Source organism: Psychroserpens ponticola, assembly GCF_023556315.2.
GTDB lineage: Bacteria > Bacteroidota > Bacteroidia > Flavobacteriales > Flavobacteriaceae > Psychroserpens > Psychroserpens ponticola.
The window spans coordinates 1,009,823-1,033,881 of the sequence record NZ_CP116221.1; the positions used below are offsets into that span (position 1 = coordinate 1,009,823).

The 24,059-nt window shown below is 31.3% G+C and carries 21 protein-coding genes and 1 pseudogene; 12 read left to right on the plus strand and 10 right to left on the minus strand.

Features of this window, described 5'->3' with window-relative positions:
* Window positions 1-60 precede the first annotated feature (60 nt).
* Together MUN68_RS04480 and MUN68_RS04485 are read right to left on the minus strand one after the other, a co-directional pair.
* A pseudogene (locus MUN68_RS04480) lies at window positions 61-594 on the minus strand (DUF2400 domain-containing protein); the annotation flags it as partial.
* Window positions 595-606: 12 nt separating this feature from the next.
* Window positions 607-987: a RidA family protein gene (locus MUN68_RS04485; protein ID WP_249997169.1), complete on the minus strand. Its 381-nt coding sequence runs from the start codon at window positions 985-987 to the stop codon at window positions 607-609.
* A gap of 208 nt (window positions 988-1,195) precedes the next feature.
* On the opposite strand from MUN68_RS04485, the gene MUN68_RS04490 reads away from it, so the two are divergent.
* Together MUN68_RS04490 and MUN68_RS04495 are read left to right on the plus strand one after the other, a co-directional pair.
* A complete protein-coding gene (locus MUN68_RS04490; protein WP_249997170.1) occupies window positions 1,196-3,136 on the plus strand; it encodes an LTA synthase family protein in 1,941 nt (646 codons plus the stop codon).
* Between the two features lie 9 nt (window positions 3,137-3,145).
* Entirely contained in the window at window positions 3,146-3,505 is a 360-nt protein-coding gene (locus MUN68_RS04495) for a diacylglycerol kinase family protein (protein WP_249997171.1), read from the plus strand.
* A gap of 36 nt (window positions 3,506-3,541) precedes the next feature.
* Here the strand turns inward: MUN68_RS04495 and MUN68_RS04500 are convergent, their stop codons facing one another.
* The 5 genes from MUN68_RS04500 to MUN68_RS04520 form a co-directional block, all read right to left on the minus strand.
* On the minus strand, window positions 3,542-4,558 hold the full coding sequence (locus tag MUN68_RS04500; protein ID WP_249997172.1) for an acyltransferase: 1,017 nt from the start codon (window positions 4,556-4,558) through the stop codon (window positions 3,542-3,544).
* 19 nt (window positions 4,559-4,577) lie between these two features.
* Window positions 4,578-6,443 carry a hydrolase/aminopeptidase gene (locus MUN68_RS04505; protein ID WP_249997173.1) on the minus strand — a complete coding sequence of 622 codons (1,866 nt, stop codon included), beginning with the start codon at window positions 6,441-6,443 and terminating at the stop codon, window positions 4,578-4,580.
* Between the two features lie 15 nt (window positions 6,444-6,458).
* Window positions 6,459-6,695: a hypothetical protein gene (locus MUN68_RS04510; protein ID WP_249997175.1), complete on the minus strand. Its 237-nt coding sequence runs from the start codon at window positions 6,693-6,695 to the stop codon at window positions 6,459-6,461.
* Window positions 6,688-7,143, minus strand: a complete 456-nt coding sequence (locus MUN68_RS04515) for an SRPBCC family protein (RefSeq protein ID WP_272792402.1) — start codon at window positions 7,141-7,143, stop codon at window positions 6,688-6,690. Before MUN68_RS04515 ends, MUN68_RS04510 begins: the two co-directional genes overlap by 8 nt.
* Window positions 7,144-7,250: 107 nt before the next feature.
* Window positions 7,251-8,150, minus strand: coding sequence for a T9SS type A sorting domain-containing protein (locus tag MUN68_RS04520; protein ID WP_249997177.1), 900 nt, complete (start codon window positions 8,148-8,150; stop codon window positions 7,251-7,253).
* A 255-nt stretch (window positions 8,151-8,405) separates the two neighbouring features.
* Between MUN68_RS04520 and MUN68_RS04525 the strand changes: the two genes are divergently transcribed.
* From MUN68_RS04525 to MUN68_RS04545, 5 genes are all read left to right on the plus strand, one after another.
* Complete coding sequence (locus MUN68_RS04525; protein ID WP_249997178.1) at window positions 8,406-10,346, plus strand: peptidylprolyl isomerase; 1,941 nt, start codon at window positions 8,406-8,408, stop codon at window positions 10,344-10,346.
* A 3-nt stretch (window positions 10,347-10,349) separates the two neighbouring features.
* Entirely contained in the window at window positions 10,350-11,201 is an 852-nt protein-coding gene (locus MUN68_RS04530) for a peptidyl-prolyl cis-trans isomerase (protein WP_317134789.1), read from the plus strand.
* On the plus strand, window positions 11,185-12,621 hold the full coding sequence (locus MUN68_RS04535) for a peptidylprolyl isomerase (RefSeq protein ID WP_317134790.1): 1,437 nt from the start codon (window positions 11,185-11,187) through the stop codon (window positions 12,619-12,621). Before MUN68_RS04530 ends, MUN68_RS04535 begins: the two co-directional genes overlap by 17 nt.
* Before the next feature lie 3 nt (window positions 12,622-12,624).
* Window positions 12,625-13,578, plus strand: a complete 954-nt coding sequence (locus MUN68_RS04540; protein ID WP_249997180.1) for an AAA family ATPase — start codon at window positions 12,625-12,627, stop codon at window positions 13,576-13,578.
* A gap of 74 nt (window positions 13,579-13,652) precedes the next feature.
* Entirely contained in the window at window positions 13,653-14,738 is a 1,086-nt protein-coding gene (locus MUN68_RS04545; RefSeq protein WP_249997182.1) for a MauE/DoxX family redox-associated membrane protein, read from the plus strand.
* Between the two features lie 185 nt (window positions 14,739-14,923).
* Here MUN68_RS04545 and MUN68_RS04550 read toward each other — a convergent pair whose 3' ends face one another.
* Together MUN68_RS04550 and MUN68_RS04555 are read right to left on the minus strand one after the other, a co-directional pair.
* Complete coding sequence (locus MUN68_RS04550) at window positions 14,924-15,523, minus strand: SCO family protein (RefSeq protein ID WP_249997183.1); 600 nt, start codon at window positions 15,521-15,523, stop codon at window positions 14,924-14,926.
* Window positions 15,520-16,635: a hypothetical protein gene (locus MUN68_RS04555; protein ID WP_249997184.1), complete on the minus strand. Its 1,116-nt coding sequence runs from the start codon at window positions 16,633-16,635 to the stop codon at window positions 15,520-15,522. The genes MUN68_RS04550 and MUN68_RS04555 overlap by 4 nt, the downstream gene beginning before the upstream one ends.
* Before the next feature lie 66 nt (window positions 16,636-16,701).
* Between MUN68_RS04555 and MUN68_RS04560 the strand changes: the two genes are divergently transcribed.
* From MUN68_RS04560 to MUN68_RS04580, 5 genes are all read left to right on the plus strand, one after another.
* Window positions 16,702-17,838: an acyltransferase family protein gene (locus MUN68_RS04560; RefSeq protein ID WP_249997185.1), complete on the plus strand. Its 1,137-nt coding sequence runs from the start codon at window positions 16,702-16,704 to the stop codon at window positions 17,836-17,838.
* Window positions 17,839-18,040: 202 nt separating this feature from the next.
* Window positions 18,041-20,311 carry an aconitate hydratase gene (locus tag MUN68_RS04565; protein ID WP_249997186.1) on the plus strand — a complete coding sequence of 757 codons (2,271 nt, stop codon included), beginning with the start codon at window positions 18,041-18,043 and terminating at the stop codon, window positions 20,309-20,311.
* A gap of 119 nt (window positions 20,312-20,430) precedes the next feature.
* Complete coding sequence (locus MUN68_RS04570) at window positions 20,431-21,102, plus strand: Crp/Fnr family transcriptional regulator (protein ID WP_249997187.1); 672 nt, start codon at window positions 20,431-20,433, stop codon at window positions 21,100-21,102.
* A 72-nt stretch (window positions 21,103-21,174) separates the two neighbouring features.
* Window positions 21,175-22,062: an anti-sigma factor gene (locus MUN68_RS04575; RefSeq protein ID WP_249997188.1), complete on the plus strand. Its 888-nt coding sequence runs from the start codon at window positions 21,175-21,177 to the stop codon at window positions 22,060-22,062.
* Window positions 22,063-22,291: 229 nt separating this feature from the next.
* Window positions 22,292-22,927 (plus strand): TlpA family protein disulfide reductase, encoded by a 636-nt coding sequence (locus MUN68_RS04580; RefSeq protein ID WP_249997190.1) that lies wholly within the window; start codon window positions 22,292-22,294, stop codon window positions 22,925-22,927.
* Here MUN68_RS04580 and MUN68_RS04585 read toward each other — a convergent pair.
* Complete coding sequence (locus tag MUN68_RS04585) at window positions 22,914-24,059, minus strand: lycopene cyclase family protein (protein WP_249997191.1); 1,146 nt, start codon at window positions 24,057-24,059, stop codon at window positions 22,914-22,916. The two genes, MUN68_RS04580 and MUN68_RS04585, sit on opposite strands and share 14 nt — an antisense overlap.

The window sequence follows — 24,059 nt, forward strand, 5'->3', positions numbered from 1 at the left end:
TAGCTTATAATTATTCCTAAAAAGAATAAAGAACATTAACAAGTAAGCAGTACTTATTAAACGTAAAAAAATGTTGAAGCGTTTTGCTGCAGAGTTTTTTAAAGGATCACTAATATGTTTTTGTGTTCTTTGCAAATGATTAATCTCAAAAAAATGGGATTTAAATTGATGAATTGAATACTGAAGGGATTGCTCTTTAGTATTCTTAGAAAACACAGCTTCTAATCCGTTATGATTTTTATAAATATGTTTTAAACTTTTTATAAACTGAATAAAATCATGTCCATTAAAAGTGCGATGTACAAAGGTGGATAGTTTTTCTAAATCTGATTCTTGATGGTTGGTAACAAAATCGTAAGGAGATTGTTCTAAAAGCTGCATCATTTTATGAGCATTTTTAATAATGCTTTTTCGATTTCCCCAAGCAATGGTAGCTGTTAAAAATCCAGCGATTTCAATATCTTCTTTTTTAGAAAACTGATGAGGAATTTGTATTGGGTCACTCTCAATAAATCTTGGATGATTGTATTGTATTACTTTTTCATCAAGAAATCCTTTGATTTCTTTTTTAGATAGTTTTAAAGTTTTGGCCAAAATAGTGTTGCGTTATTTTACAGCAATCATGCTAATTTCAACATTAACAAATTTTGGTAAATTAGCAACTTCAACGGTTTCACGTGCAGGAGCTGTATCAACATTAAAATATTGAGCGTATACTTCATTTATTTGAGAAAAATTATGCATATCGCTGATAAAAATAGACGTTTTAATCACATTGTTAAACGTCATTTCGGCAGCTTCTAATACAGCTTTTAAATTTTCCATAACCTGTTTGGTTTCATCTTGTATAGAACCCATAACAAGTTCTCCAGTATCTGCGTCTAATGCAATTTGGCCAGAAGTATATAATGTGTTTCCTGATAAAATAGCTTGGTTGTATGGTCCAATTGGTGCTGGTGCTTTTGTAGTGTTTATGATCGTTTTCAAAATAGAATGGTATTTAAATGTCTGAAACGAAATTAGTAAAAGTATAAAGAACCTGTAGAGAATTTGTTAAATTTTCTATGAATAACACTTTTGGAAACAATTGTTCAAACTAATTTAATATGGTTGATTTTTAGTTGTAATCGATAATGCCTATTGGTTGATTTAACTATTTAGTATATCTTCACTTTTTTTATGAATAAATTTTAAAATGAAAAAAATTTTATTTTTAAAACCAGTTTTCATGTTTTTTCTTTTAGGAATAATCATAACAACATGTAGCAGGTTTATACTTTTTATATGGTTCTCAGAGCGAGTTACAGAAATTGAAAACTATTGGCTTATCTTTCCTATTGGCTTAAGAATTGATGTAATACTCTTAAGTTATATTGCTGTGTTACCTACTGTTTTAATACTATTGTTACCAGATAATTGGTTGCCAAAAATCAACACGTTTATCAGGTTTTATTTTATTGCGTTTCTATTTTTATTGTTGTTTATGGAACTAGCAACACCTAATTTTATTTTACAATATGACACAAGACCAAATCGACTTTTTGTTGAGTATTTAGAATACCCAAAAGAAGTCTTTGGAATGTTACTCAAAAGTTTTTTAGGCATTATGATTTTTGCGGTTGTAGCGCTATCTATAATTGGATATGTTTTAGTAAAGTATTCAAAGAATTGGTTTAAAGTAGCATCTACTAGTTCATATTGGTTTAAGTTAATTTGTTTGCCATTTGTTGCTTCCTTATTGTTTTTAGGAGCACGTTCTAGTTTAACTTCAAAGCGACCTATAAACGCAAGTGATGCAGTTTTTTGTACAGATCAGTTAACAAATAACCTAGCTTTAAATTCATTGTATACTGTAGGTTTTGCAATTTATTCTTTGAAAAATGAAGAAAACGCCATAGATATGTATGGAAAGTTGCCAATAGATAAGGCTTTAAAAAGGGTTAAAAAATATATGACACCTACAGAATCTGATTATCATGATTCAGAAATTCCTTTGTTGCACTTACAAGAAAGCACACATAAAAGAGAAAAGCCCTATAACCTTGTTATATTTTTGCAAGAAAGCCTTGGAGCAGAATATGTTGGTTCATTGGGAGGATTACCATTAACACCAAACTTTGACGCTTTGTCAAAAGAAGGATTGTTATTTACAAATTTATATGCAACTGGAACACGAAGTGTAAGAGGAATTGAGGCTGTAACAACAGGTTTTTTGCCAACACCTTCAAGGAGTGTTGTTAAATTAGGAAAGTCACAAAATGGCTTCTTTACACTTGCAGATGCTTTAAAGCGGAAAGGATATCAAACAAGTTTTGTGTATGGTGGTTCTGCTAATTTTGATAATATGGCATCTTTTTTTAATGGTAATGGATTTGATAATATTATTGATGAAAGAGATTACAAAAAGGAGGAATACGATTTTAAAGGAAATTGGGGTGTTTCTGATGAGTCTTTAGTGAAAAAAGGAAATCAATTATATGCGTCTTATATTGAGAAACCATTTTTTTCTTTAATGTTTTCGAGTTCTAATCATGAGCCTTTTGAGTTTCCCGATGGAAAAATTGAATTATATGATGAAAAGAAAAGCACTGTAAATAATGCAATAAAATATGCCGATTATGCTATTGGAGAATTCTTTAAACTTGCAAAAAAAGAAGCATATTATAACAATACTGTTTTTATTGTAATTGCAGACCATAATACTAGAACTTGGGGAAAGGATTTAATTCCAGTAAATAAATTCCATATTCCAGCTTTAATAATAGCTCCTAATATAGAAGGAGGCATTACTTACGATAAACTTTGTAGTCAATTAGATATTCCGCCTACATTATTGGATTTAATTGGTATTGATATTGAAACTCCAATGGTAGGACGTAATATTTATGAATTAAATGAAAACACTAAAGGGCGAGCAATTATGCAATTTCACAGCACAAATGCATTTAGAGTTGGTGAAGAATTGATAGTACTTCAATCAGGTAAAGAGCCAGTTCAGTTCAATATTGATGAGAATGATAGTTTAAGCCCAGCTGAACTTAATAAAGACTTAGCAAAAGATGCATTGAGTCACATTATCACTGCTTCAGACCAGTATAATAAGAGAAAATATAAATTAAAACAAAAAGAAAAATAACGGACTTTTATGAAAGAATTTATTGTAGGACGACTTAAAAGCTTAAAATTTGCAATTAAAGGTTGCTTTTTATTAATAACAACAGAACATAGCGTTATGGCGCAAACGAGTTTGTTCTCTATTATTGTTTTTTTAGGGTTTTATTTTGATATTTCTAAGCAAGATTGGATCAATCAAACATTAGCAATGGCTTTGGTTTTAGGAATTGAAGGTTTAAATACAGCAGTAGAAAAAATGGCTGATTTTATTCACCCAGATTTTCATTCTCGAATTGGATTTATAAAAGATATTGCTGCAGGTGCAGTTACTTTTGCAGTACTTGGGGCAGTTACAATATTTTTAATTATCTATTTGCCTTACTTTCTATAATGGCGCCATTTGTTTAAATGGTATTGATTGAAATGCTTATCCCGAAATATAATTGCCGAATTTCACCTTTCTAAGTACAAATATTATTAGTAAAGATATTAAGGCGCAAATACATGTTGTGAAAGGGATGCCAATTAATGGATGAATGGTATTCCAATTAATACCAATATTTTTTAATAAAATTAGGATTAAGATGTGAATTAAATATATACCATAACTATGATCACTAATTACAGTCATAAGTTTGTTGAAATGCTTATGTCTGAACTCCGTATTTTTAAATAAAAGAAAAACACCAGTAGAGCTTAACAGTACATTTAGACTTAAATAACTATAGAAAAGGTTATCAAATTTATGGTTTTTTTCTGTGATGTATATGGTTCCTAAAATTGTAATGGTACATCCGATTATTATAAATAGAAATGGAATAAGTTGTTTGTTATATTCTATTTTAGATAAAAAATAACCAAGAACTAAATATCCAATATAACCAGCGAAATAATCTAGATTTATATTTGGTATATAGGCTTTTAAATATGGAATGCTAAATATAATTGTGCAAAACCAAATCATTAAAAAGTATAGAATTTCATTTCTTGAAGCGTTCTTAATCCATTTTCTTAAAATAGGAATTACTAAATACAAACCAAGTAATACATAAACAAACCATAAATGAAACTTGCTTCCGTTTAATAACTTTGTTAGGAGTGTTTCTAAAAATGCAAATAGGGTAGTATCACTATTTGTTTTAGTAAAGTGATCATAAAGGATATAAACTAAACTCCAAAAAATAAAAGGAGGTATTATTCGAAAAAAACGTTTTTTTAAATACACTTTTAGTTTGTAATCTTCATTTAAAAGCAGTGCACCTGTTATCATAAAAAATATAGGAACACACCATCTAACTATACCATCAAAAAAATTACCAATATGCCAATCTGTATTTGAAACCTTTCCATATTTATAAAGAATAGGAGCAGATACGTGCAAAAGAATAACAGCAATTGTTGCTACTGCTCTTAAGTTTGTCATCCAAATTGATCGTTTTTTCAATTAAATATATTTTAAAGTCTTATTGGTTGTAATTTAACAATTCATCTATAGTGTTTGCTGTAACTGAGTGGTAATTTGCTCTAGATTTTTTATAAATAGCTAAAGCTTCTTCTGTTTTTCCATTTTTCTCAAAAGCTTTAAACAAGGTATTTACGTACCAACGTCTGCCGACTCTAATTAAAAAATCTTCAATATTTTGATCTACATTATTTCCATGATAATCTAGGTTGATAGCTTGTTCAAACCAAACCATAGCAATATGTGAGTTAGTTGCGCTAGATAAATCAAAAGCTTCATCAAAACGCGTCATGTCTTTATTGGTCATTGTCTCTGGGAAGTTTCTAATAAAGTGTACCCATTCTAGCGTCGTCCAATCTTTTGTTAATGTGTCATCAATGGTCACATTTTCTAAAAAGTTGTGTAAGGTTTTTTCAACATTTGAAAACTTATTTGATGTAATAATCGCTTGATTTGTTGGAATACCTGGCTGATAAATCCATGCTTCAGTATTAAATATAACGTTATTTGGTTCTAAAAGATTTGCATTTAGATAGTTTAGAAACTTTTCAGTTGTGATTGTAGAAAACGCATGTGTTTTAAAATAGTCTTTTAAGAAGATGTCAAATTTTTCACGACCGACAGTTTCTTCTAAAGTTCTTAAAAATAAATACCCTTTATCATACGCAATACTGTTCATGCCATCATCAGGATTTTTTCCTTTTAAATCCAGCTTCAGTTTTGTTCTGTAAGGCTCGTCTTTAAAGCTTTCAATCTCTTCGTCTAAATCTTGTCTGCCAATTAATGCAATCATGTTGGCTCTGTCTTTTCCGTAGACCGCCTCCATAATTCGTATTTCAAAGTAGACTGTAAAACCTTCATTCAACCAGAAATCATTCCAAGTAGCATTTGTTACTAAATTTCCAGACCAAGAATGTGCTAATTCATGTGCAATTAAAGATGTTAAACTTTTATCACCAGCAATAACGGTTGGTGTTGCAAAGGTTAAACGCGGATTTTCCATACCTCCAAATGGAAAACTAGGAGGTAAAACAATGACATCAAATTGCTCCCAATCGTAATCACCATATAAGTTTTCGGCAGCTATAACCATCTTTTCCATATCTGAAAATTCAAAATGAGCTTTCTCTATCATCGATTTTTCAGCGTAAACTCCTGTACGCTCACTTACAGCTTTGTATTCAAGATCTCCAACAGCAAGTGCCATTAAGTATGGAGAAATGGGTTGTTTCATTTTAAATGAATACACTCCATCTGCAGTTTTCGCTTTCGGATTTTCAGCACTCATGACAGCCATTAGTTCTTTTGGAACTTTTACAGTCGCATCATAAGTAATTCGAATTTGCGGACTATCCTGAATTGGAATCCAAGTTCTGGTTAAAATTGCTTGACCTTGAGTGAATAAAAAAGGATATTTCTTATCTGCTGTTTGTTGCGGAGTTAACCATTGTAAAGCTTCAGTTTTATTAGTTGTTCTGTAACTTATAGCTATTGTTTTAGTCGTGTTTTTTATTTCAATTGTAAGCGGTTGTCCTAACTGTTCATTAAATTCTCCAAGTTTAAAAGTCGTCTCTTTTCCATCAGCTTCTACCTTGTCAATTTTTAAAAATTTTGAATCTAATATAATGCTACTTGCATTGTTGTTTTCTATGGTATAAGTGGCTTTTCCACTAATGACTTCTGTTTTAAAATCTACAGTTATATCTAAATTTAAGTGCTTAATGGCAGAAATATTAGGTTTTGCATATGAATGTAATTCTTCAGCATAGTTTGTCGTCTTTTTTTCATCTTTAGTTTCTGTTTGGCAACCGAAAATTAACAGCAATAATAGAGGTGAGTAAAGTGCAACTTTTTTTGTAATGTTCATTATTTAGATATTAAATTAGTCTTGATATACTTGTCCTCGATGAGGTTTTAATGCATCTCTAATAGGTCTCATATCTTGTTCATCGACAACCATAAATGCTATGGCATGCATGTCATTTAAATTTTGAAAACCAGTAATGCTTATGTTTAATTTTTGGATTGCAATATATTCTTTTAAATGAATTGTATGGTGTTCTGCAGTTTTTAATGCGTTTGGACCACGAAAATCCCAAATGAGTTTTAGTTTACGCATTAGATACTGAAATTCCATTTTCAGCAAAATTTTTAAAATCTTGCATGTATTTTAAAGATTGTTTTTTAAATGCTCTTGGCATCAAAAACAGCATGACTCTCATTGAAAAACTAAGTGGTGTAAATTCATTTGTTGAAGTCCATTTAGTAAAGCCTTCTTCTGTTTCTTTAAAATGGTTTTTTTGAATATTATTCATTCCCTTAGTCTTGTAAGTCGCACAAAATTTGTTAGGGAAATCATTCTTAGTAATTGTTTCTATGATTTCCATGTCGCGTTTGTCGTACTTATAATTGAGTTTTATTTTTGAGCCTAAGTCTCCTGGATTACCCGAAATGTGTTCGGTAGATTGCAGTCCTCTTTGCCAATGTTTTTTATTGTCGATGTTATTCATTTTTTTTACAAATGCATCAAGAGGAACTTTAACTATAATTTCTGTAGTATAAAGCATTACGAGGGATATATTTTATTGCTTTAAAGATACTTTCTTTTTTTAAAATAAAAGAGCGACTGAGAAGTTTCAATCACCATTTTAGATTACTGGTATGTTAAATCAGTTTAACGAATAACAATCTTCATTGTTTTGTTAAAATTTGAACCTTCAATATGCATAACATATAATTGATTTTTTGGTAAACCTAATGGCATTTTTAAAGTGTTTGAATCACTATATGCAGTTAAGGTTTTAATTTTTTTTCCAGTAATATCAACTACTGAAATATTTAAATCACCAATATAATTATTTATGAATAGTATATTATTAGCAACTTTAATATTGTTTTTAGTGTCAAATTGAGAAACACTTAGTGTATTACTGTATTCAAAGTTTGAAGTGAAAGTTAAGTCATTTCCAGCAACGTTTCCTCCAGCAATAGAAGAGCCAAAAGCTTCATCAGATGTATATCCATTTCCAGCATTAAGGTAGATGCCAATAAATTTAAAGCTATCAATAGACGTTAACCCTAATTCAGTCCAATCTACATCAAGCGTAAATGTCATATCGCTCGCTGCGGTTAAAGTTGAATTTAAAGATGTTTGATATACTAAACCATTATCTCCAATCATACCTGTCTCTGGGATTGACCATAAACCACCAAAGTTAGTATCAATTGCCATGGCATAATCTGGTTCAAAACCTGCAGGAAAACTTAAAACAGAAGCATTGTCACCAGCACTAGAGATAGCTCTTCTTAAATCATCTCCTTGATCATTTACATCAGCGTCAATAGAGGTTCTACCTCCAGTTGATGTATCTAAATAAATCACTAGTGCATCATTAAATTCTCCAGATCCTCTAGTTACTTCAAGTGTTATTGTTGTTCCATCATCATTTATAGTTATTGATCCAGGACCAATCACACCTCCAAAACCAGTATTTCCGTTTCCATTGTAGGTCGTTTGTGAAAAAGACAAAAATGCAGTTAGGCTAAATAAAATTAATAAGTAATTTTTCATCATATATATTATTTTGATTTAACCAAATCTAAGTATAAACTTGCTGATTTTGTAATTATTACAATTACTACATCGTTTTCGTGTTAATAACTTTGAGGAATAAAATATAGAATTCTTTTTAATAATGTATGATTTACACGATAATTAAAAGAATATTTAACCGTTTAGTGAAAGCATCTTGCTAAATGTCTGAATTGTATTATTTTTGCTGAAGTTTGATATAATCATATAATATATTTAATTCATAATTATTACACTATGAAACACTTTATTACTGCTATTTTCTTTTGTTTTTCAGTTACTGTTTTTGCACAAATTGATAAAAATGACATCTTGTTTACTGTTGATGAAGAACCTGTTATGGCTTCAGAATTTGTTAGAGTTTACAATAAAAATTTAGATTTAGTGAAAGACGAATCACAAAAAGATGTAGATGCTTACCTAGAGCTTTTTATTAATTATCAGTTAAAAGTTAAAGAAGCTAGACGTTTAGAACTTGATAAAGATGCAAAATACATTAGAGAATTTACGAATTATAAATCACAGCTGACAAAGAATTTCTTATCGGATAGTAAAGTGACTGAAACTTTAGTGAAAGAAGCTTATGATAGATCTACAGAGGATATTAAAGCGTCTCATGTTCTTATTAGGATTGAAGAAACTAATACAGATACGACTCAAGTTTATAATAGATTATTAGAGTTAAGACAGCGTATAATGAAAGAAGGTTATGATGTTGTTAAAAATGAAGTGCACAATGGAAAAACTGTGTTTGCTGAAGATTTAGGCTATTTCTCAGTGTTTAAAATGGTATATGCATTTGAAACAGCTGCTTATAATACAAAAATTGGAGAGGTCTCAATGCCATTTAGAACACGTTTTGGATTCCATATTGTAAATGTTACAGATAAACGTCCATCGTTAGGTGAAGTAACTGTTGCACACATTATGGTTGCAAATAACCAAAAAGATACTTTACTTGTTCCCGAAACACGTATCAATGAGATTTATAAAAAATTACAGCAAGGAGAAAAATTTGAATCTCTTGCTAAGCAATTCTCAGATGATAAGAGTTCTTCTAGTAAAGGCGGACAATTAGCTCCATTTACTGGTGGACAACTTGGCTCTCAGGAATTTGAAGATATGGCCTTCAGTTTAAAAGATAAAGGACAAGTGTCTGAACCATTTAAAACAGATTTTGGTTGGCATATTGTTAAATTAATTGGAAAAAGTAGCATTCAGCCTTATGAAAAAACTAAAGCAATTTTTGAAAATAAAGTGAAACGTGATTCTCGTTCTAAACTCATAAATACATCCTTAGCAAAACAATTAGACGAAAAGTATAAAGTTGTAGATAATAAAGATGCTTTATCGTATTTCGAAACTATAATTAATGATTCTTACTTTAAGCAAGCATGGATTGTGCCAGTAGATTTAGAGCAAGAAAAAATATTTTTGACCATTGGTACAAAAAAAATCACTTATGGTGACTTCGCGCAACATTTATTTAAAATCCAACGTACATATGCCAATAAAAAAATGAGTACTAAGGCTCTTATTAATAGCATTTATAGTAAATACAAAGAAGATGAAGTGATTCTTTATAACAAAGAGAATTTAGAATTTGAGAATGAAGACTTTGCTCATGTTTTAAAAGAATATAGAGATGGCTTGCTATTATTTGATCTTATGGAAAAGCAAGTTTGGAACGCAGCTTCTAAAGATACAGTTGGATTAAAAGCGTTTCATGCAAACAACAAAGATAATTATATGTGGGAAGATAGAGTAGAAGGTGTAATCTTATCTTCTGCTAATAAGAACATGATAGAAAAAGCAATTAAGTTATTAAATAAAGGAAAAACTATTGAAGCGATTGAAGCTGAACTTAATAAAGATGAAGCTCAAAATATAATTTCTACAAGTGATATTTTTGAGCTTGGTGATAAAGAATTACCAAAGGATTTTGAATTTAAAGAAGGAATTTCAAAAGTATATGAGCATAATGATGCTTATCATGTCATTATGGTTAAAACAGTAATTTCTAAAAGCCATAAAACTTTAGATGCAGCTCGTGGTAAAATTGTTAGTGATTATCAAAATCAAATTGAAAACGATTGGATCAAATCACTTAATGAACGCTATAACGTAAAAGTAGATCATAAAGTTCTAAAAAAGGTAAAATCCTTAATTCTAAACTAGTTGTTGAAAAAATATAGCGTAATCATATTGTGTGTCATATCATTGTCTTCGTGTAGTTTTTTTAAAACAACTGATGATAAAATTCCTGTGGCAAAAGTTAACGATACTTATCTGTATCAAGATGATATTGAAGCCCTTGTTGCTGAAGGTATTTCTGAAGAAGATAGTACATTTGTTGTCAATGGATTTATCAATCGTTGGGCAACTCAATTGCTTCTTGTTGATGGTGCAGAACGTAATCTTTCAGAAGAAAAACAAGAGAATTTTCAAAAACTAGTCAATCAATACAAAAAAGACCTTTACACCAAAGCATATCTTGAAGCTTTAGTGAAAAAAAGTATCGATACAATAGTGAATGCTGATGAAGCACTACAGGTTTATGAAGCTAATAAAGAAACCTTTAAACTTAATGAAGAATTAGTAAGGTTTAGATATATTACCATTCCTAATAATGCGATTAATGAAGACGAAATTAAAGAGCGGTTTAAAAGATATGATGTTGATGATAAAATTTACCTAGATTCTATTTCAGTTCAATTTAAATCCTACTCACTTAACGATTCCTTATGGATACAGACATCACAGATTGTAAACAAAATTTCTGCATTAAATTCGGAAAATAAAAAAGAACTGTTAAAAAAATCTAATTTTATACAACTCAAAGATTCATTAGACCTATATTTGGTGCAAATTAAAGATGTTTTATTTCAGAATGATTTAGCACCTTTAGACTATGTAAAACCTACTATCGATCAGATAATTATCAATAAAAGAAAACTAGAGCTCATTAAAAAGCTTGAAACAGATATTACCAAAGATGCTATTAAAAATAAACAATTTGAAATTTATAAATAACTCAAAACTAGTCGTTGCAATTGCCTTAGCTCTATGTACACAAATAGTTGTAGGACAAGAGATCATTGAAGACGAAGTTGCAAAATCTAAAACACATAAAGATACACTTAAAGCTAGTGATCGTGTGAAAGTCGATGGTGTGGCTGCTGTAATTGGAGATTTTGTAGTGCTAGATTCTGATATAGATAAAGAATTTATCCAACTTCAAGCCAGAGGTGTTTCTACAGCAGATATTACGCGTTGTCAATTATTTGGAAAACTGTTAGAAGATAAACTATATGCACATCACGCCATTCAAGATAGTATTACAATAAATGAATTGGAAATTCGCTCAAGCATAGAGCAACAAATCAATGCATTTCTTGAAACTAAAGGTGGCACAATGGCAGAATTACTTGATTTCTATAATAAGGATAGTGAGCAAAGTTTACGAGATGAAATGTTTGAGATTAACAAAAATGCAAAGTTAGCATCAGATATGCAACGTAAAATTGTTTCAGAAATTGAAGTAACTCCAGAAGAAGTGAGAGAATACTTTAATGATATTCCTGAAGATGAGCGTCCTACTTTTGGTACCGAATTAAAAGTGGCTCAAATTGTTATTATTCCTGAAATATCTGAAACTGAAAAACAAAAAGTTATTGATAAACTTAAAGAGTTTAAAGCAGATGTAATCGAAAATGGAGCAAGCTTCACAACTAAAGCCGTATTTTATTCTGATGATGTCGCATCTCGTAAAGATGGTGGTAAATATACCTTAAATAAAAAACGACCTCGTATGGTTAAAGAATTTAGAGATGTCGCTTTTGGGATGCAAGAAGGTGAAATTTCTGATCCTTTTGAAACTGATTTTGGATACCATATTGTAATGCTAGAAAAAATACGAGGACAAGAATATGATGTTAGACATATCTTACTTAGGCCTAGAGTTACTGAAGAAGCTAAAAACGAAGCAAAAGATAAAATCAATAAAATTAGAGAGCGTATCGTGGCTGGTGAACTAACATTTGCTGCTGCTGCTAAAGAGTTTAGTGATGAGAAGGAAACTAAAAATGATGGTGGACAATTAATCAATCCATACACGCAAGATTTTAATTTTGAATTGACTAAAATGGATCCAGAATTATACGGACAAATTCAAGATTTAAAAGATAATGAAGTGAGTTTGGTTTTGCAAGATCAAGATAGAGTTAACGCTCTAAAATATAAATTACTAATTGTAACTGACCGAGTTGATGAGCATGAAGCCAATTTTGCAAAAGACTACTTGAAAATTAAAAACTTAACACTTCAAGATAAGCAAATTCAAGAAATAGCGAAATGGCAAGAAGAAAAAATTAATGATACTTACATTAAGGTTAATGGCGATTATAGAGATTGTGAGTTTTCTAATAATTGGTTAAAAACAGAAAAACAATAAAGTATGTCTGACGTTGCTGCAATAGAACAGTTTGTAAAAAAATATAATGCCTTAAAAACCGAAGTTGCCAAAGTTATTGTTGGTCAGGATGAGGTCGTTAATCAAATACTAATTTCTATTTTTTCAGGAGGACACTCGTTGTTAATTGGTGTTCCTGGTTTAGCAAAAACCTTAATGGTTAATACTATTGCGCAAGCACTCGGCTTAAATTTTAAGCGTATTCAATTTACACCAGATTTAATGCCTAGTGATATTTTAGGTAGTGAAATCCTAGATGAAAGCAGACATTTTAAATTTATAAAAGGACCAATATTTGCTAATATTATTTTAGCAGATGAGATTAATAGAACACCACCAAAAACCCAAGCAGCTTTATTAGAAGCAATGCAAGAACGCGTGGTGACTGTTGCTGGTCATCAGTACAAACTGAATTTGCCTTACTTTGTTTTAGCTACACAAAACCCAATTGAACAGGAAGGAACATACCCTTTACCTGAAGCTCAATTAGACCGTTTTATGTTCGCTATCAATTTAGAATACCCTTCTTTTGAAGAAGAAGTTCAAGTTGTAAAAGCTACAACGACAGATAAACAGGCTACAGTAAATTCACTGTTTACTGCTGAAGAAATTATTGGTTTTCAAAATGTTATTCGTCGTATTCCTGTTGCAGATAATGTTATTGAATATGCCGTGAAAATGGTAAGTAAAACGAGACCAAAAGCAAATACGGCTTCAGAGATAGTAAGAGAGTTTGTAGATTGGGGAGCTGGACCAAGAGCGTCTCAAAATCTTATTCTTGCAGCTAAAACACATGCCGCAATCAATGGTAAATTTTCACCAGATATTGAAAATGTTCAAGCGGTTGCTCAAGGAATTCTTCGTCATAGAATTATTAAAAACTACAAGGCAGAAGCTGAAGGAATTACTGATGAGCAAATCGTTAAGAGTTTGTTTTAAGTTAAAAAAAACATCACTTTTTAATTTTTAATGGTATCTTAAATTCCTCTTAGTATTTTAAAACTGCATTAAAGTTGAATAATCAAAAAGGAATGTTTCTGAATCTTAAACTAGACAAACTCTTTTGGGTGAGGCTTCTCGCGTTTCTCGCAATTTTAATTCCAATAGTAATGTCTCCTAGAATATGGTTTTCGGAGCGTTTATTTCCTTTGATTTCTCTTTTTGATGGTATTCCAATTCCTAGTTATTCGATTGATATTGTACTCTTGTCTCTATTTATAATCAGCTTTTTAAGCTTTGTTTTAAAACCCACTTGGGAATTCAGTATGCTTATAATTGGCATTTATATTTTTTGGATATTGCTTGACCAAAATAGAATTCAACCCTTTTATTTTGAAATTATTTTTATGGTATTGGCATTGACGCAGTTCAGCAATAATCCTAAACGTGTTAAGCAATGTATTCTCTTAATTTTAGTTGGCACCTATTTCTGGAGCGGTATGCATAAATGGAACGCGCTCTTTTTTGAAAAATGGGCTTTTGGTCTTAGTAAACGTATTCCGTTTGTTCCTGAATGGTTGCGATTAGCCTTTACTTATGCTGTTCCATTTTTAGAAGCATCGTTTGGAGCATTTTTAATTTTCCCAAAAACAAGAACAATTGGGATTTGGTCAATTGCGATAATGCACACTATTATTTTGACAACTTTTATTAAAGGAGGCTATGGCTATATTGTATTTCCAATGACATTCTTTAATGTATTTGTGTTGTTTTATTTGTTCTATAAATCAGCGTTTTCTCCTAAAGATTTGTTTAAGATTAATCATCCAAAAGTCATTGCCTTATTTCTCATTGCTATTGTATTTCCAGTATTAAATTTATTTGGGTTTTATGACCATATTCTAGCGTTTAGTTATTTTTCTGGTAAACCGAAATACTGTAAGATTCATTTTAATAATCCGAATGATATTGAAGCCTTGCCAGAGCATATCAAATTAAACGTAAAGAACGAATATCAAGATTATTATATCGATTTAAACGATTGGTCAGGAAGAACCATTGGTGTAATTGTTTATCCTGAAGAACGCGTGTATTTAAAAGTTAAAAACTATATTGACACCTATCTTGATACTCCAAATACGACTATAGAATATTATTAATTAATTTTATTTATAAATTGAATGTTATAATCAGTTGGAGTGAATTTCATGATTGAATATGAGTGAAATTAGTATCGTGAACAAGCTGATTTGATGGATTAAAAGTACTCGATATGATTTTTCGTATCTCAAAATCACTCGAACTGACGTTTCGAATTTGTATTGTGAGAAATAAATGAAAATAATTACTTTAATAACTGTTTGATATCAATTTTTAAACGTTCAACGTCTTCCAGAACTAAGACATTATAAAAACCTCTAATTTGTTGTTTTTGATCTACTAAAGCTGCAAAACTACTATGATAAAAATCTGAACCATCTTCATTAGGTTTGAAATTCGTCATATACATTTCTGCTTGTAATTTGGTTTTTTCTTCGGAAGCTCTTATAAATTGCCATTTATTATCTGGAATTGCTGTCGCTTCAGAATACCCTTTTAAAACAGGAATTGAATCATGCTTTGGGTCTATCGTATGAGAGATTAACAGAATGTTCTCATCTACTGAAAATGCTTCAGCAATTGAAATTAATTCGGTTCGCATTGGTGGACAAATACTTGGGCAACGCGTGAAGAAGAAATTAGCAATACAAATTTTGTTTTGAATGTCTTCCGTAGAAAAAGAATCTCCTAATTGATTTGTAAATCCTTGGTAAGTCATGTTGTAGAAACGTTGGTTTCCTGTAGCATCAATTTTATAACTTAAAATGGGTAACTCTTTTGAAGACGTATTACAATTCAAAACAAGTAAAAATAATGAACACACTAATAGTTTAAAGTTTGTCAAGGTTGATACGATTTTAGTTTGTCATGCATTTCCTTATCGTATAAAAACACAAACATACTAGCCATCATATCTTGATTAATTTTGGTCGTATTATTGGTGTGAAGCACTAATTCGTAGTTGTGATCTGGATACAGCATAATGCCTTCTGTACTTGAAAAATAAGACACGCTTTTAAGTCCGATTTTATCCACATAATTTTCAGCTTTAGAAACAAATAATATCGAATCTGCTGTTTTATCTCGCAATGCTAAGGTTTCAGAAAAAGGATGTAAATGCGTTGCAATATGATGCATTGTCGTACTGTCTTTTAGTTGAAGTTGATGCGTAATATCATAATTATAAGTTTCTTTTCCAGGGAATATCACCCAATGACCAGATAACGATTCACCTTGGTCGTTTTTATAACTATGGTTATTAGTTTCTATCGGTAAACACATATTTGGACTATTGTCTGATGGACCTTGAAACGGATTTTCAGAATCATAAGGCAGCATCACAAAAACGGTTTTGCTCATTAGAGGTTTCATGAGTTTGCTATGCGGTTTGAAACCTAAATTCACTTCATGTTTAATATCAAACGGATCACCTTTAATATTGTGATTTAAAGATTGCGTTGCTAACAATAAATTTTCATTAGTAAACACAGGAAATCCAAATCCTTCAGGAAATTTGTAGCTTTCAATACCATTACTCATAGACGTCAAACGTGGATATTGTTCACCAATTCTATCATTAAGTTGCCATCTAGAATAGTGTTCGCCTTCAAATAAATCAATATTTGTATGACATATGTAGTCGTTTGAAAGTTGATCGACTTCATTTGTACTTAATGCCTTTGTTTCAAAAGAGGTGATCCAAACCAATTCATTTTTGGTGTTATCTAACTGAATTGAACGTATAACTTTCGGACCTTCCATAGATTTGTAGATATTGTCGATAACTAAAGTTGGAGTAATAACACGTATGGATGAGTCGTTGGATTGAATATTCCACTTCTCATCAACAATGCCTAAGCCATGATATAGCTTTGTTTTTACAATAGCTTTATGCCTGTTTGGAAGTCTTAAATAGTAAATGCCACCAACAATAGTTAATAAAACTATGAACAGCATTGTATATTTTAGTATTTTGGACTTCATTATAAATGGACTACCTAAACAAAACTAAGGCTTTTTTTGATGCGAATAGATTATGAAAAACGAATTTTTGGCTTAGACCTCATGAGAGCTATGGCCATTATTATGGTCATGTGCTCACATACGCTTTGGATAGTTCCTGAAATGAGAGGAATTACTCGAAAATTGTTTAGTGTTTGGGGGATTTTAGGTGTCGATGTTTTTTTTGTTTTGAGTGGTTTTTTAATCGGAAAGATTTTATATAAAATGTATGTCTCTAAAGATTTTACGTTTAAAGATATGAGTTATTTTTGGGTCAGACGTTGGTTTAGAACGCTGCCGAATTACTATCTGACTTTAATTATAAACATTCTTGTCTTTATTTATATTGGAAACCAATTGCCTGATCAATTATGGAAATATGCTCTTTTTCTACATAATTTCACTACAGAATTACCTTGGTTTTATCCTGAGTCATGGAGTTTGTCAGTTGAAGAGTTTGCCTACATTTTAGGGCCTTTACTACTGTATTTGGTTTTGTTTTTCAGAAAAAAGACTGCTCGACCACGATTATTTCTAGAAGTGACACTTTTTATTTTAGTGTTGTTTATCATAAGTAAGTTGATGTATAATCATGAGGAAACAGTTCGTCATATGAGGCATTGGACGCTTAATGTGAAATCGATTGTAATTTACAGAATTGATGCTATTTATTACGGTGTTTTGGCTGCATATATTTCAATTGTAAAACCTAAGTTTTGGTATCGTATAAGGTATATAGCATGCGCTTTTGGAATTGTAGTTTTAATTAGTATGAATTTTTTGATTCCATTAAAAGGATGGTTTATTACAGAATATCCTCAGTTTTGGAACGTATGGTATTTTATAATTAAATCTATAGCAATTGCTTGTACGTTGCCATTATTAAGTGTTGTAAAATCTGCACCAAAATCAATCAGAATACCAATCACTTACATTAGCATTTTGTCATATGCAATCTATGTATTTCATTATTCAATAATTATGCAACTGATGAAATATCTCATTCCTTCAGAACCCATGGAAGGATTAGACCTCGTTATTTATCTTTTAGTTTATGTACTTATAACATTTGTGGTAGCATATTTGGTGTATCGCATATATGAAAAACCAATGACAGATTTAAGAGATTCTTCTAGAATAAAAAAGTATTTTAAGTGAGTTATATTGTCAATTTGGTATTTTACACTACTAAAAACTGATGATAATGCAATTTTATGCAACAAAAATCATTATTCTTTGATATATTTTTAGCATTAAACTCATTTCGTTACACATTTTAAAATCTGACTAAAAATTCGTAATTTTGCAGTCCTTGTCTTCAAGGAAAATAAACTAATATTCACCCTTATTAATTACACATATGGCATTTGATATAGACATGATTAAAAAGGTTTACTCAAATATGGCTGAGCGCGTTGATGCTGCTCGTGATATCGTTGGTAAACCACTTACACTTTCAGAAAAGATTTTATACTCACACCTTTGGGATGGAACACCAAATAAAGCATTCACAAGAGGTAAAGATTATGTAGATTTTGCTCCAGATAGAGTAGCATGTCAAGATGCAACAGCACAAATGGCTTTATTGCAATTTATGCAAGCTGGTAAAACTAAAGTAGGAGTTCCAACAACTGTGCATTGTGATCACTTGATTCAAGCAAAAAATGGTGCAACTACAGATTTGCAACACGCAATTAATACGAGTAATGAAGTCTTTAATTTCTTAGAGTCTGTCTCTAATAAGTACGGAATAGGTTTCTGGAAACCAGGAGCAGGTATTATTCACCAAGTAGTTTTAGAAAATTATGCATTTCCAGGAGGAATGATGATAGGAACAGATTCACATACAGTAAATGCTGGTGGATTAGGAATGGTTGCTATTGGAGTTGGTGGAGCGGACGCTGTAGATGTTATGGCAGGAATGGCTTGGGAATTGAAGTTTCCAAAACTAATTGGTGTTAGATTAACAGGAAAATTATCTGGTTGGACTGCACCTAAAGATGTAATTTTAAAAGTTGCTGGTATTGTTTCTGCAAAAGGAGGAACTGGAGCAATTGTAGAATATTTTGGTCCTGGTGCAACTGCAATGTCTTGTACTGGAAAAGGAACCATTTGTAATATGGGAGCCGAAATAGGAGCAACCACATCTACGTTTGGTTACGACGAATCTATGGAACGCTATTTGCGTTCTACAGATAGAGCTGATGTTGCTGATGCTGCAAATCAAGTTAAAGAGTATTTAACAGGTGATGCTGAAGTATATGCAAATCCTGAAGACTATTTTGATCAGGTTATTGATATTAATCTTTCTGAATTAGGACCTTTATTAAATGGGCCTTTTACTCCAGATTTATCTACTGAAGTCGGTTCTGCAATGGGAGAAAAAGCGAAAGCTAACGATTGGCCAATAAAAGTAGAATGGGGTTTAATTGGGTCTTGTACCAACTCCTCTTATGAAGATTTATCTCGTGCTTCTTCTGTTGCGCAACAAGCAATAGATAAAGGTGTGAAGATGAAATCTGAATTAGGAATTAATCCAGGTTCTGAACAAGTACGTTTTACTGCTGATCGCGATGGGATTCTTCAAATTTTTGAAGGATTAGGCGCTAAAATATTTACAAACGCATGTGGACCATGTATTGGTCAATGGGCTCGTTATGATGATCCTAAAAATGCACCTAAGAATAGTATAGTGCATTCGTTTAATAGAAATTTTGCCAAGCGTGCTGATGGAAATCCAAATACACATGCATTTGTGGCTTCACCAGAATTAACAGCTGCAATAGCACTTGCTGGTCGCCTAGACTTTAATCCAATGACTGATGCTCTAATCAATGAAAACGGAGAAGAAGTGATGTTAGATGAACCAACAGGATGGGAATTACCTCCTAAAGGTTTTGAAGTAAAAGATAATGGTTATTTAGCACCAATGGCTGATGGAAGTGGTGTTCAAGTTACTGTAGCTTCAGATTCTGAAAGACTACAATTATTAACGCCTTTTGAACCTATTGGAAACGATATTTCTGGCGCTAAATTATTAATAAAAGCGTTCGGTAAATGTACTACAGATCATATTTCTATGGCTGGACCTTGGTTACGATTTAGAGGACATTTAGATAATATTTCTAACAACTGTTTAATTGGCGCTGTTAATGCCTACGGAAAGAAAACAAACTTCGTTAAGAATCAATTAACTGGCGATTTTGGTGGTGTTCCAGATACTGCAAGAGCATATAAAACGGCAGGAATTAAATCTATAGTTGTAGGAGATCATAATTATGGTGAAGGCTCATCTCGTGAGCATGCTGCAATGGAACCTAGACATTTAGGTGTTGTTGCTGTCATCGTAAAATCTTTTGCACGTATCCATGAAACAAACCTTAAAAAACAAGGAATGTTAGGATTGACATTTGCTAATGAAAGTGATTACGATTTAATTCAAGAGGATGATACATTTAACTTCTTAGATTTAAATGAATTTGCTCCTGGGAAACAATTAACAATTGAAATTGTTCATGCAGATGGAAATAAAGACACTATTAAAGTCAATCATACGTATAATCAATCTCAAATTGATTGGTATAATGAAGGTTCTGCTTTAAACTTAATTAAAAAGGAAAATGCAGCTTAATAAACTGTATTATTAAATAAAAAAAGCCCTTGAAATCTCAAGGGCTTTTTTTATGATAAAAATGTAAGGATTAAAGGTTTAATACGACTTGAATATTATCTAACAATAAAATACTCAAAATGCAATCCATTTGGTTCTTTGATGATGTCAATCTATTTAAGGTGCTTTGTCCTCATAAATTCAAAGCCTATAAAAAAGAACATGATTTTGATGCTTATAAAAAGAAGGATTACATCTACTTTGAAGAGGATTCAGCTAACAAAGTCTATCTCATCGAAAAAGGTAAAGTAAAGATTGGTTATTACAACGACAATGGTGATGAAATTGTAAAAGCAATTTTATCGAAAGGAGAATTATTTGGTGAAAAGGCTATACTTGGTGATAATGTTAGAGATGAATTTGCGCAGTCTATTGATAATGCTACGTCTATTTGTCCAATAGGAGTAACCACATTGCATGAATTAATGCGTGATAATCAAACCTTCAGTTTTAAAATCTATAAGTTTATTGGATTTAAATTTAAAAAATTAGAACGCCGACTTCAACTGTTATTATTTAAAGATACTAAAACGCGATTAATCGAGTTTTTAGATGAGCTTTGTTCAGATTACGGCTATGATTGTGACAAAACAGGAGATCACGTTATTAAACATCCATACACTCAAAAAGATATCGCGTCTTTAATTGGTACTTCAAGACCAACACTTAATATTCTTCTAAACGAGCTTAAAGAAGAGAATTATATCGATTTCAACCGAAAAGAGATAAGAATTTTAAAAAAAAGTGCTTAGTGTTAGCTAGCTAACATTTTTTAATAATGTCAAACTATAATTTTGAAGTATTAAATAACTTTAAAATTTTAAATGATGATTAAAAAAATGTTTTTAGCAATTTTGGCACTAGGATTTGTAGCCACTTCATGCAGTAGTGATGACGATAACACAAGTAGTGCTCCAACAAATTCAGATTTAGTTTTGAACTTAGCAGGTTTAGAAGCTTTAGGTAATGATTTTGTTTACGAAGGATGGATTATTGTAGATGGAGCGCCAGTTTCTACAGGAACGTTTACCAGTGTGACGTTTCCTCAAACCTTTTCAGTCAATACTTCAGATTTAAATAGTGCAACAACCTTTGTACTTTCTATTGAACCAGCAGTTGATTTAGATCCAGCGCCAGCTGCAACAAAAATTTTAGCAGGTGATTTTTTAGGAGCTTCTGCTAATGTGAATTCTGATGGTATTGTTGGAGATTTTAGTGCTTCGACAGGAACTTATATTTTAGCAACTCCTACTGATACAGATGATACTAATGAAGAAAGTGGTGTTTGGTTTTTAGATAATTCAAGTGGAACAGGAATGACAGGATTAGATTTACCTGTGTTAACTGAAGGTTGGAAATACGAAGGTTGGGCAGTTTTAGAAGGCACTCCAATAAGTACAGGAACATTTACTGATCCTGCTGCTGCAGATGAAAATGCTGCAACTTCAATGTTTAAAGGTGATGCAGGAAATGGTCCTGGATACCCTGGAGAAGATTATTTACAAAATGCTCCAACAGGAATGACGTTTCCAACAGATTTAAGAGGTGCAACAATTGTGATTTCAGTTGAACCAAGCCCAGATAATAGTCCGATGCCATTTACCCTAAAACCTTTAGCTCATATGGTTCCTGCAACTGCAATGACACATACTGCTATTTCTATGGGAATGGGACCAGTAGCTACAATTTCAGGATCTGTAACTAGAAACTAATATAAGTCGTTGTTTGTTTTAATGAAATTCGTCAATTCGAGTGAATTTTACGATTGAAAATAAGTGAAAATAGTATCGAGAATAAGAATTTTAACTTAAAATTTGTTCTCGATACTATTTATCGTACGACAAAATCACTCGAACTGACGTTTCATTGTGTTTTTGAAATTAAAATATACAAGGAGTTTGTCTAATTACTTATGAAAAAGAAAAATTTATTGATATTTTGATGTTAGATTTGAAACGCATTGCCGACTATGGTAATGCGTTTCTTTATTTTGTTATTATGGCTAGATCTAAAAAATCAAAAATTTACAATCTCATATTTTTAATTGTAATTGCGTTGCTACTTATTCCGCAGACAAGACAACCAATTCAGGTGTTTATAAATAAAGGCATTACTTTAATTGTAAAACCTTCAGTAATTGATCACTCAGAACGAAAAATACTTTCCAGCTACGATTGGGAGCTTAGAGGTATTTCTGAAACTAATTTTGATTTTAATTCAGCTAAAGAAAAAGTGGTTGTCATAAACTTTTGGGCAACGTGGTGTCCACCATGTATTGCAGAAATGCCAAGTATGGAAGAACTTTATCAGAATTATAAAGACAATGAAGATGTCGTGTTTTTATTTGTATCAAATGAAGAGGTTTCAGTAATTGAAAAGTTTATGTCTAAAAAAGAGTATAGTTTTAATGTCTACCAATCAGTAACTGAACATCCTAAAGAATTTAATGTATCTTCAATTCCAAGAACATTCGTCATAAGTAAAACAGGAGAGATTGTAATTGATAAAACTGGTCCAGCAGATTGGAATAGTGACGCTGTAACCAATACGATTGATGAGTTGCTTAAAGCGTTTTAAAAAAGGCTTTAATAAATGACCAAGAGAACAGCGAAGACATGATTTTTATATCTTCTAAAAATGTGGAGTCTTCATCTAAAAATTTAAACATGGTTTGAACGGAGTTTTTGCTATAAAATTGCTCGAAAATCCATTCACCTTTATGATTATCATCTTTAAGAGTTTTTAGAAAAATTTTGTCGTAAAATTTATATTTACTCTTAAATAAATTGTGAGAAGGTATTTTGTTGGCTTTAATATTCTCTATTATTTTTGCGACTTTCTTTTCAGTATGTTTGAAGGAATATCCTGTTGAGCCTTTTACCCAACCACCTCCTGTTCCAATTTTGGTTACTTTGTTGGTGTTAAATTTAGAGAAGTCATAGTTGGTCATTGGAATTTGACCAACTTCAGTTTCTACCATAGTGTAGTTGTCTATTTGTAAATAGTCTTTGATATATGTTTTAATGTAGGAATCATAAATAGTTTGATCGACCAAGTTTTCGGTAAAATATGTGAATTCTACTAAGGCTTCGGTTTTTGAAAAAGGCAAGACATACATAAATGTGGTTTGGTTTTCATCTTTCAAACGATAATCCATCATTGTGATTTTCGTGTCATCAAAACATTCACTATCAGTTTTTATAATCCAACCTTTAAAATGCTGAATGATCGAAATATTATCGTTATTCTTAATAGAGAATTCTTCGGGAATCCGACTATCAAAAATATGTAATGCTGTGTAATTGTTTTTATCTGTTGACACTAAAACTGTTTCATTAGCTTTAACAGAAGATGCTTTTTCAGTTATAAAATGAATGTTATCTTTTTCTCTAAGTTGAGTTTTAGCATAATTATAAAAATCGATTGCTTTTATTGCATGATAAGTATATGGGTTTAACTCTAAATTTATTTTCTTTTTAGAAGTGATTACAGATGCATTCTTCCAAGATTTATGAATGATAGAACTCCATTGAGAAGTATCCTTTTGCCAAAAACTCCACGTTTTATCATTGGTGTTTTTTTCTGAAGGGTCGATAAGAGCAATTTGCTTATTCTTAAAATAGGAATCTTCAGACAATTTTAAAGCCAGTTGAAAACCAGCCAAACCATTTCCAATGATGATATAATCGAAATGGGAACTTTCAGTCAT

What these genes read in the sequence shown, in the direction of transcription:
- MUN68_RS04490 (WP_249997170.1), top strand. Translation starts at nt 1,196, where the DNA reads ATGAAAAAAATTTTATTTTTAAAACCAGTTTTCATGTTTTTTCTTTTA.
- MUN68_RS04555 (WP_249997184.1), bottom strand. Translation starts at nt 16,635, where the DNA reads ATGCTGTTCATAGTTTTATTAACTATTGTTGGTGGCATTTACTATTTA.
- MUN68_RS04560 (WP_249997185.1), top strand. Translation starts at nt 16,702, where the DNA reads ATGCGAATAGATTATGAAAAACGAATTTTTGGCTTAGACCTCATGAGA.
- MUN68_RS04495 (WP_249997171.1), top strand. Translation starts at nt 3,146, where the DNA reads ATGAAAGAATTTATTGTAGGACGACTTAAAAGCTTAAAATTTGCAATT.
- MUN68_RS04585 (WP_249997191.1), bottom strand. Translation starts at nt 24,059, where the DNA reads ATGACTGAAAGTTCCCATTTCGATTATATCATCATTGGAAATGGTTTG.
- MUN68_RS04565 (WP_249997186.1), top strand. Translation starts at nt 18,041, where the DNA reads ATGGCATTTGATATAGACATGATTAAAAAGGTTTACTCAAATATGGCT.
- MUN68_RS04575 (WP_249997188.1), top strand. Translation starts at nt 21,175, where the DNA reads ATGATGATTAAAAAAATGTTTTTAGCAATTTTGGCACTAGGATTTGTA.
- MUN68_RS04505 (WP_249997173.1), bottom strand. Translation starts at nt 6,443, where the DNA reads ATGAACATTACAAAAAAAGTTGCACTTTACTCACCTCTATTATTGCTG.
- MUN68_RS04580 (WP_249997190.1), top strand. Translation starts at nt 22,292, where the DNA reads ATGTTAGATTTGAAACGCATTGCCGACTATGGTAATGCGTTTCTTTAT.
- MUN68_RS04525 (WP_249997178.1), top strand. Translation starts at nt 8,406, where the DNA reads ATGAAACACTTTATTACTGCTATTTTCTTTTGTTTTTCAGTTACTGTT.
- MUN68_RS04570 (WP_249997187.1), top strand. Translation starts at nt 20,431, where the DNA reads ATGCAATCCATTTGGTTCTTTGATGATGTCAATCTATTTAAGGTGCTT.
- MUN68_RS04515 (WP_272792402.1), bottom strand. Translation starts at nt 7,143, where the DNA reads ATGCTTTATACTACAGAAATTATAGTTAAAGTTCCTCTTGATGCATTT.
- MUN68_RS04520 (WP_249997177.1), bottom strand. Translation starts at nt 8,150, where the DNA reads ATGATGAAAAATTACTTATTAATTTTATTTAGCCTAACTGCATTTTTG.
- MUN68_RS04540 (WP_249997180.1), top strand. Translation starts at nt 12,625, where the DNA reads ATGTCTGACGTTGCTGCAATAGAACAGTTTGTAAAAAAATATAATGCC.
- MUN68_RS04510 (WP_249997175.1), bottom strand. Translation starts at nt 6,695, where the DNA reads ATGCGTAAACTAAAACTCATTTGGGATTTTCGTGGTCCAAACGCATTA.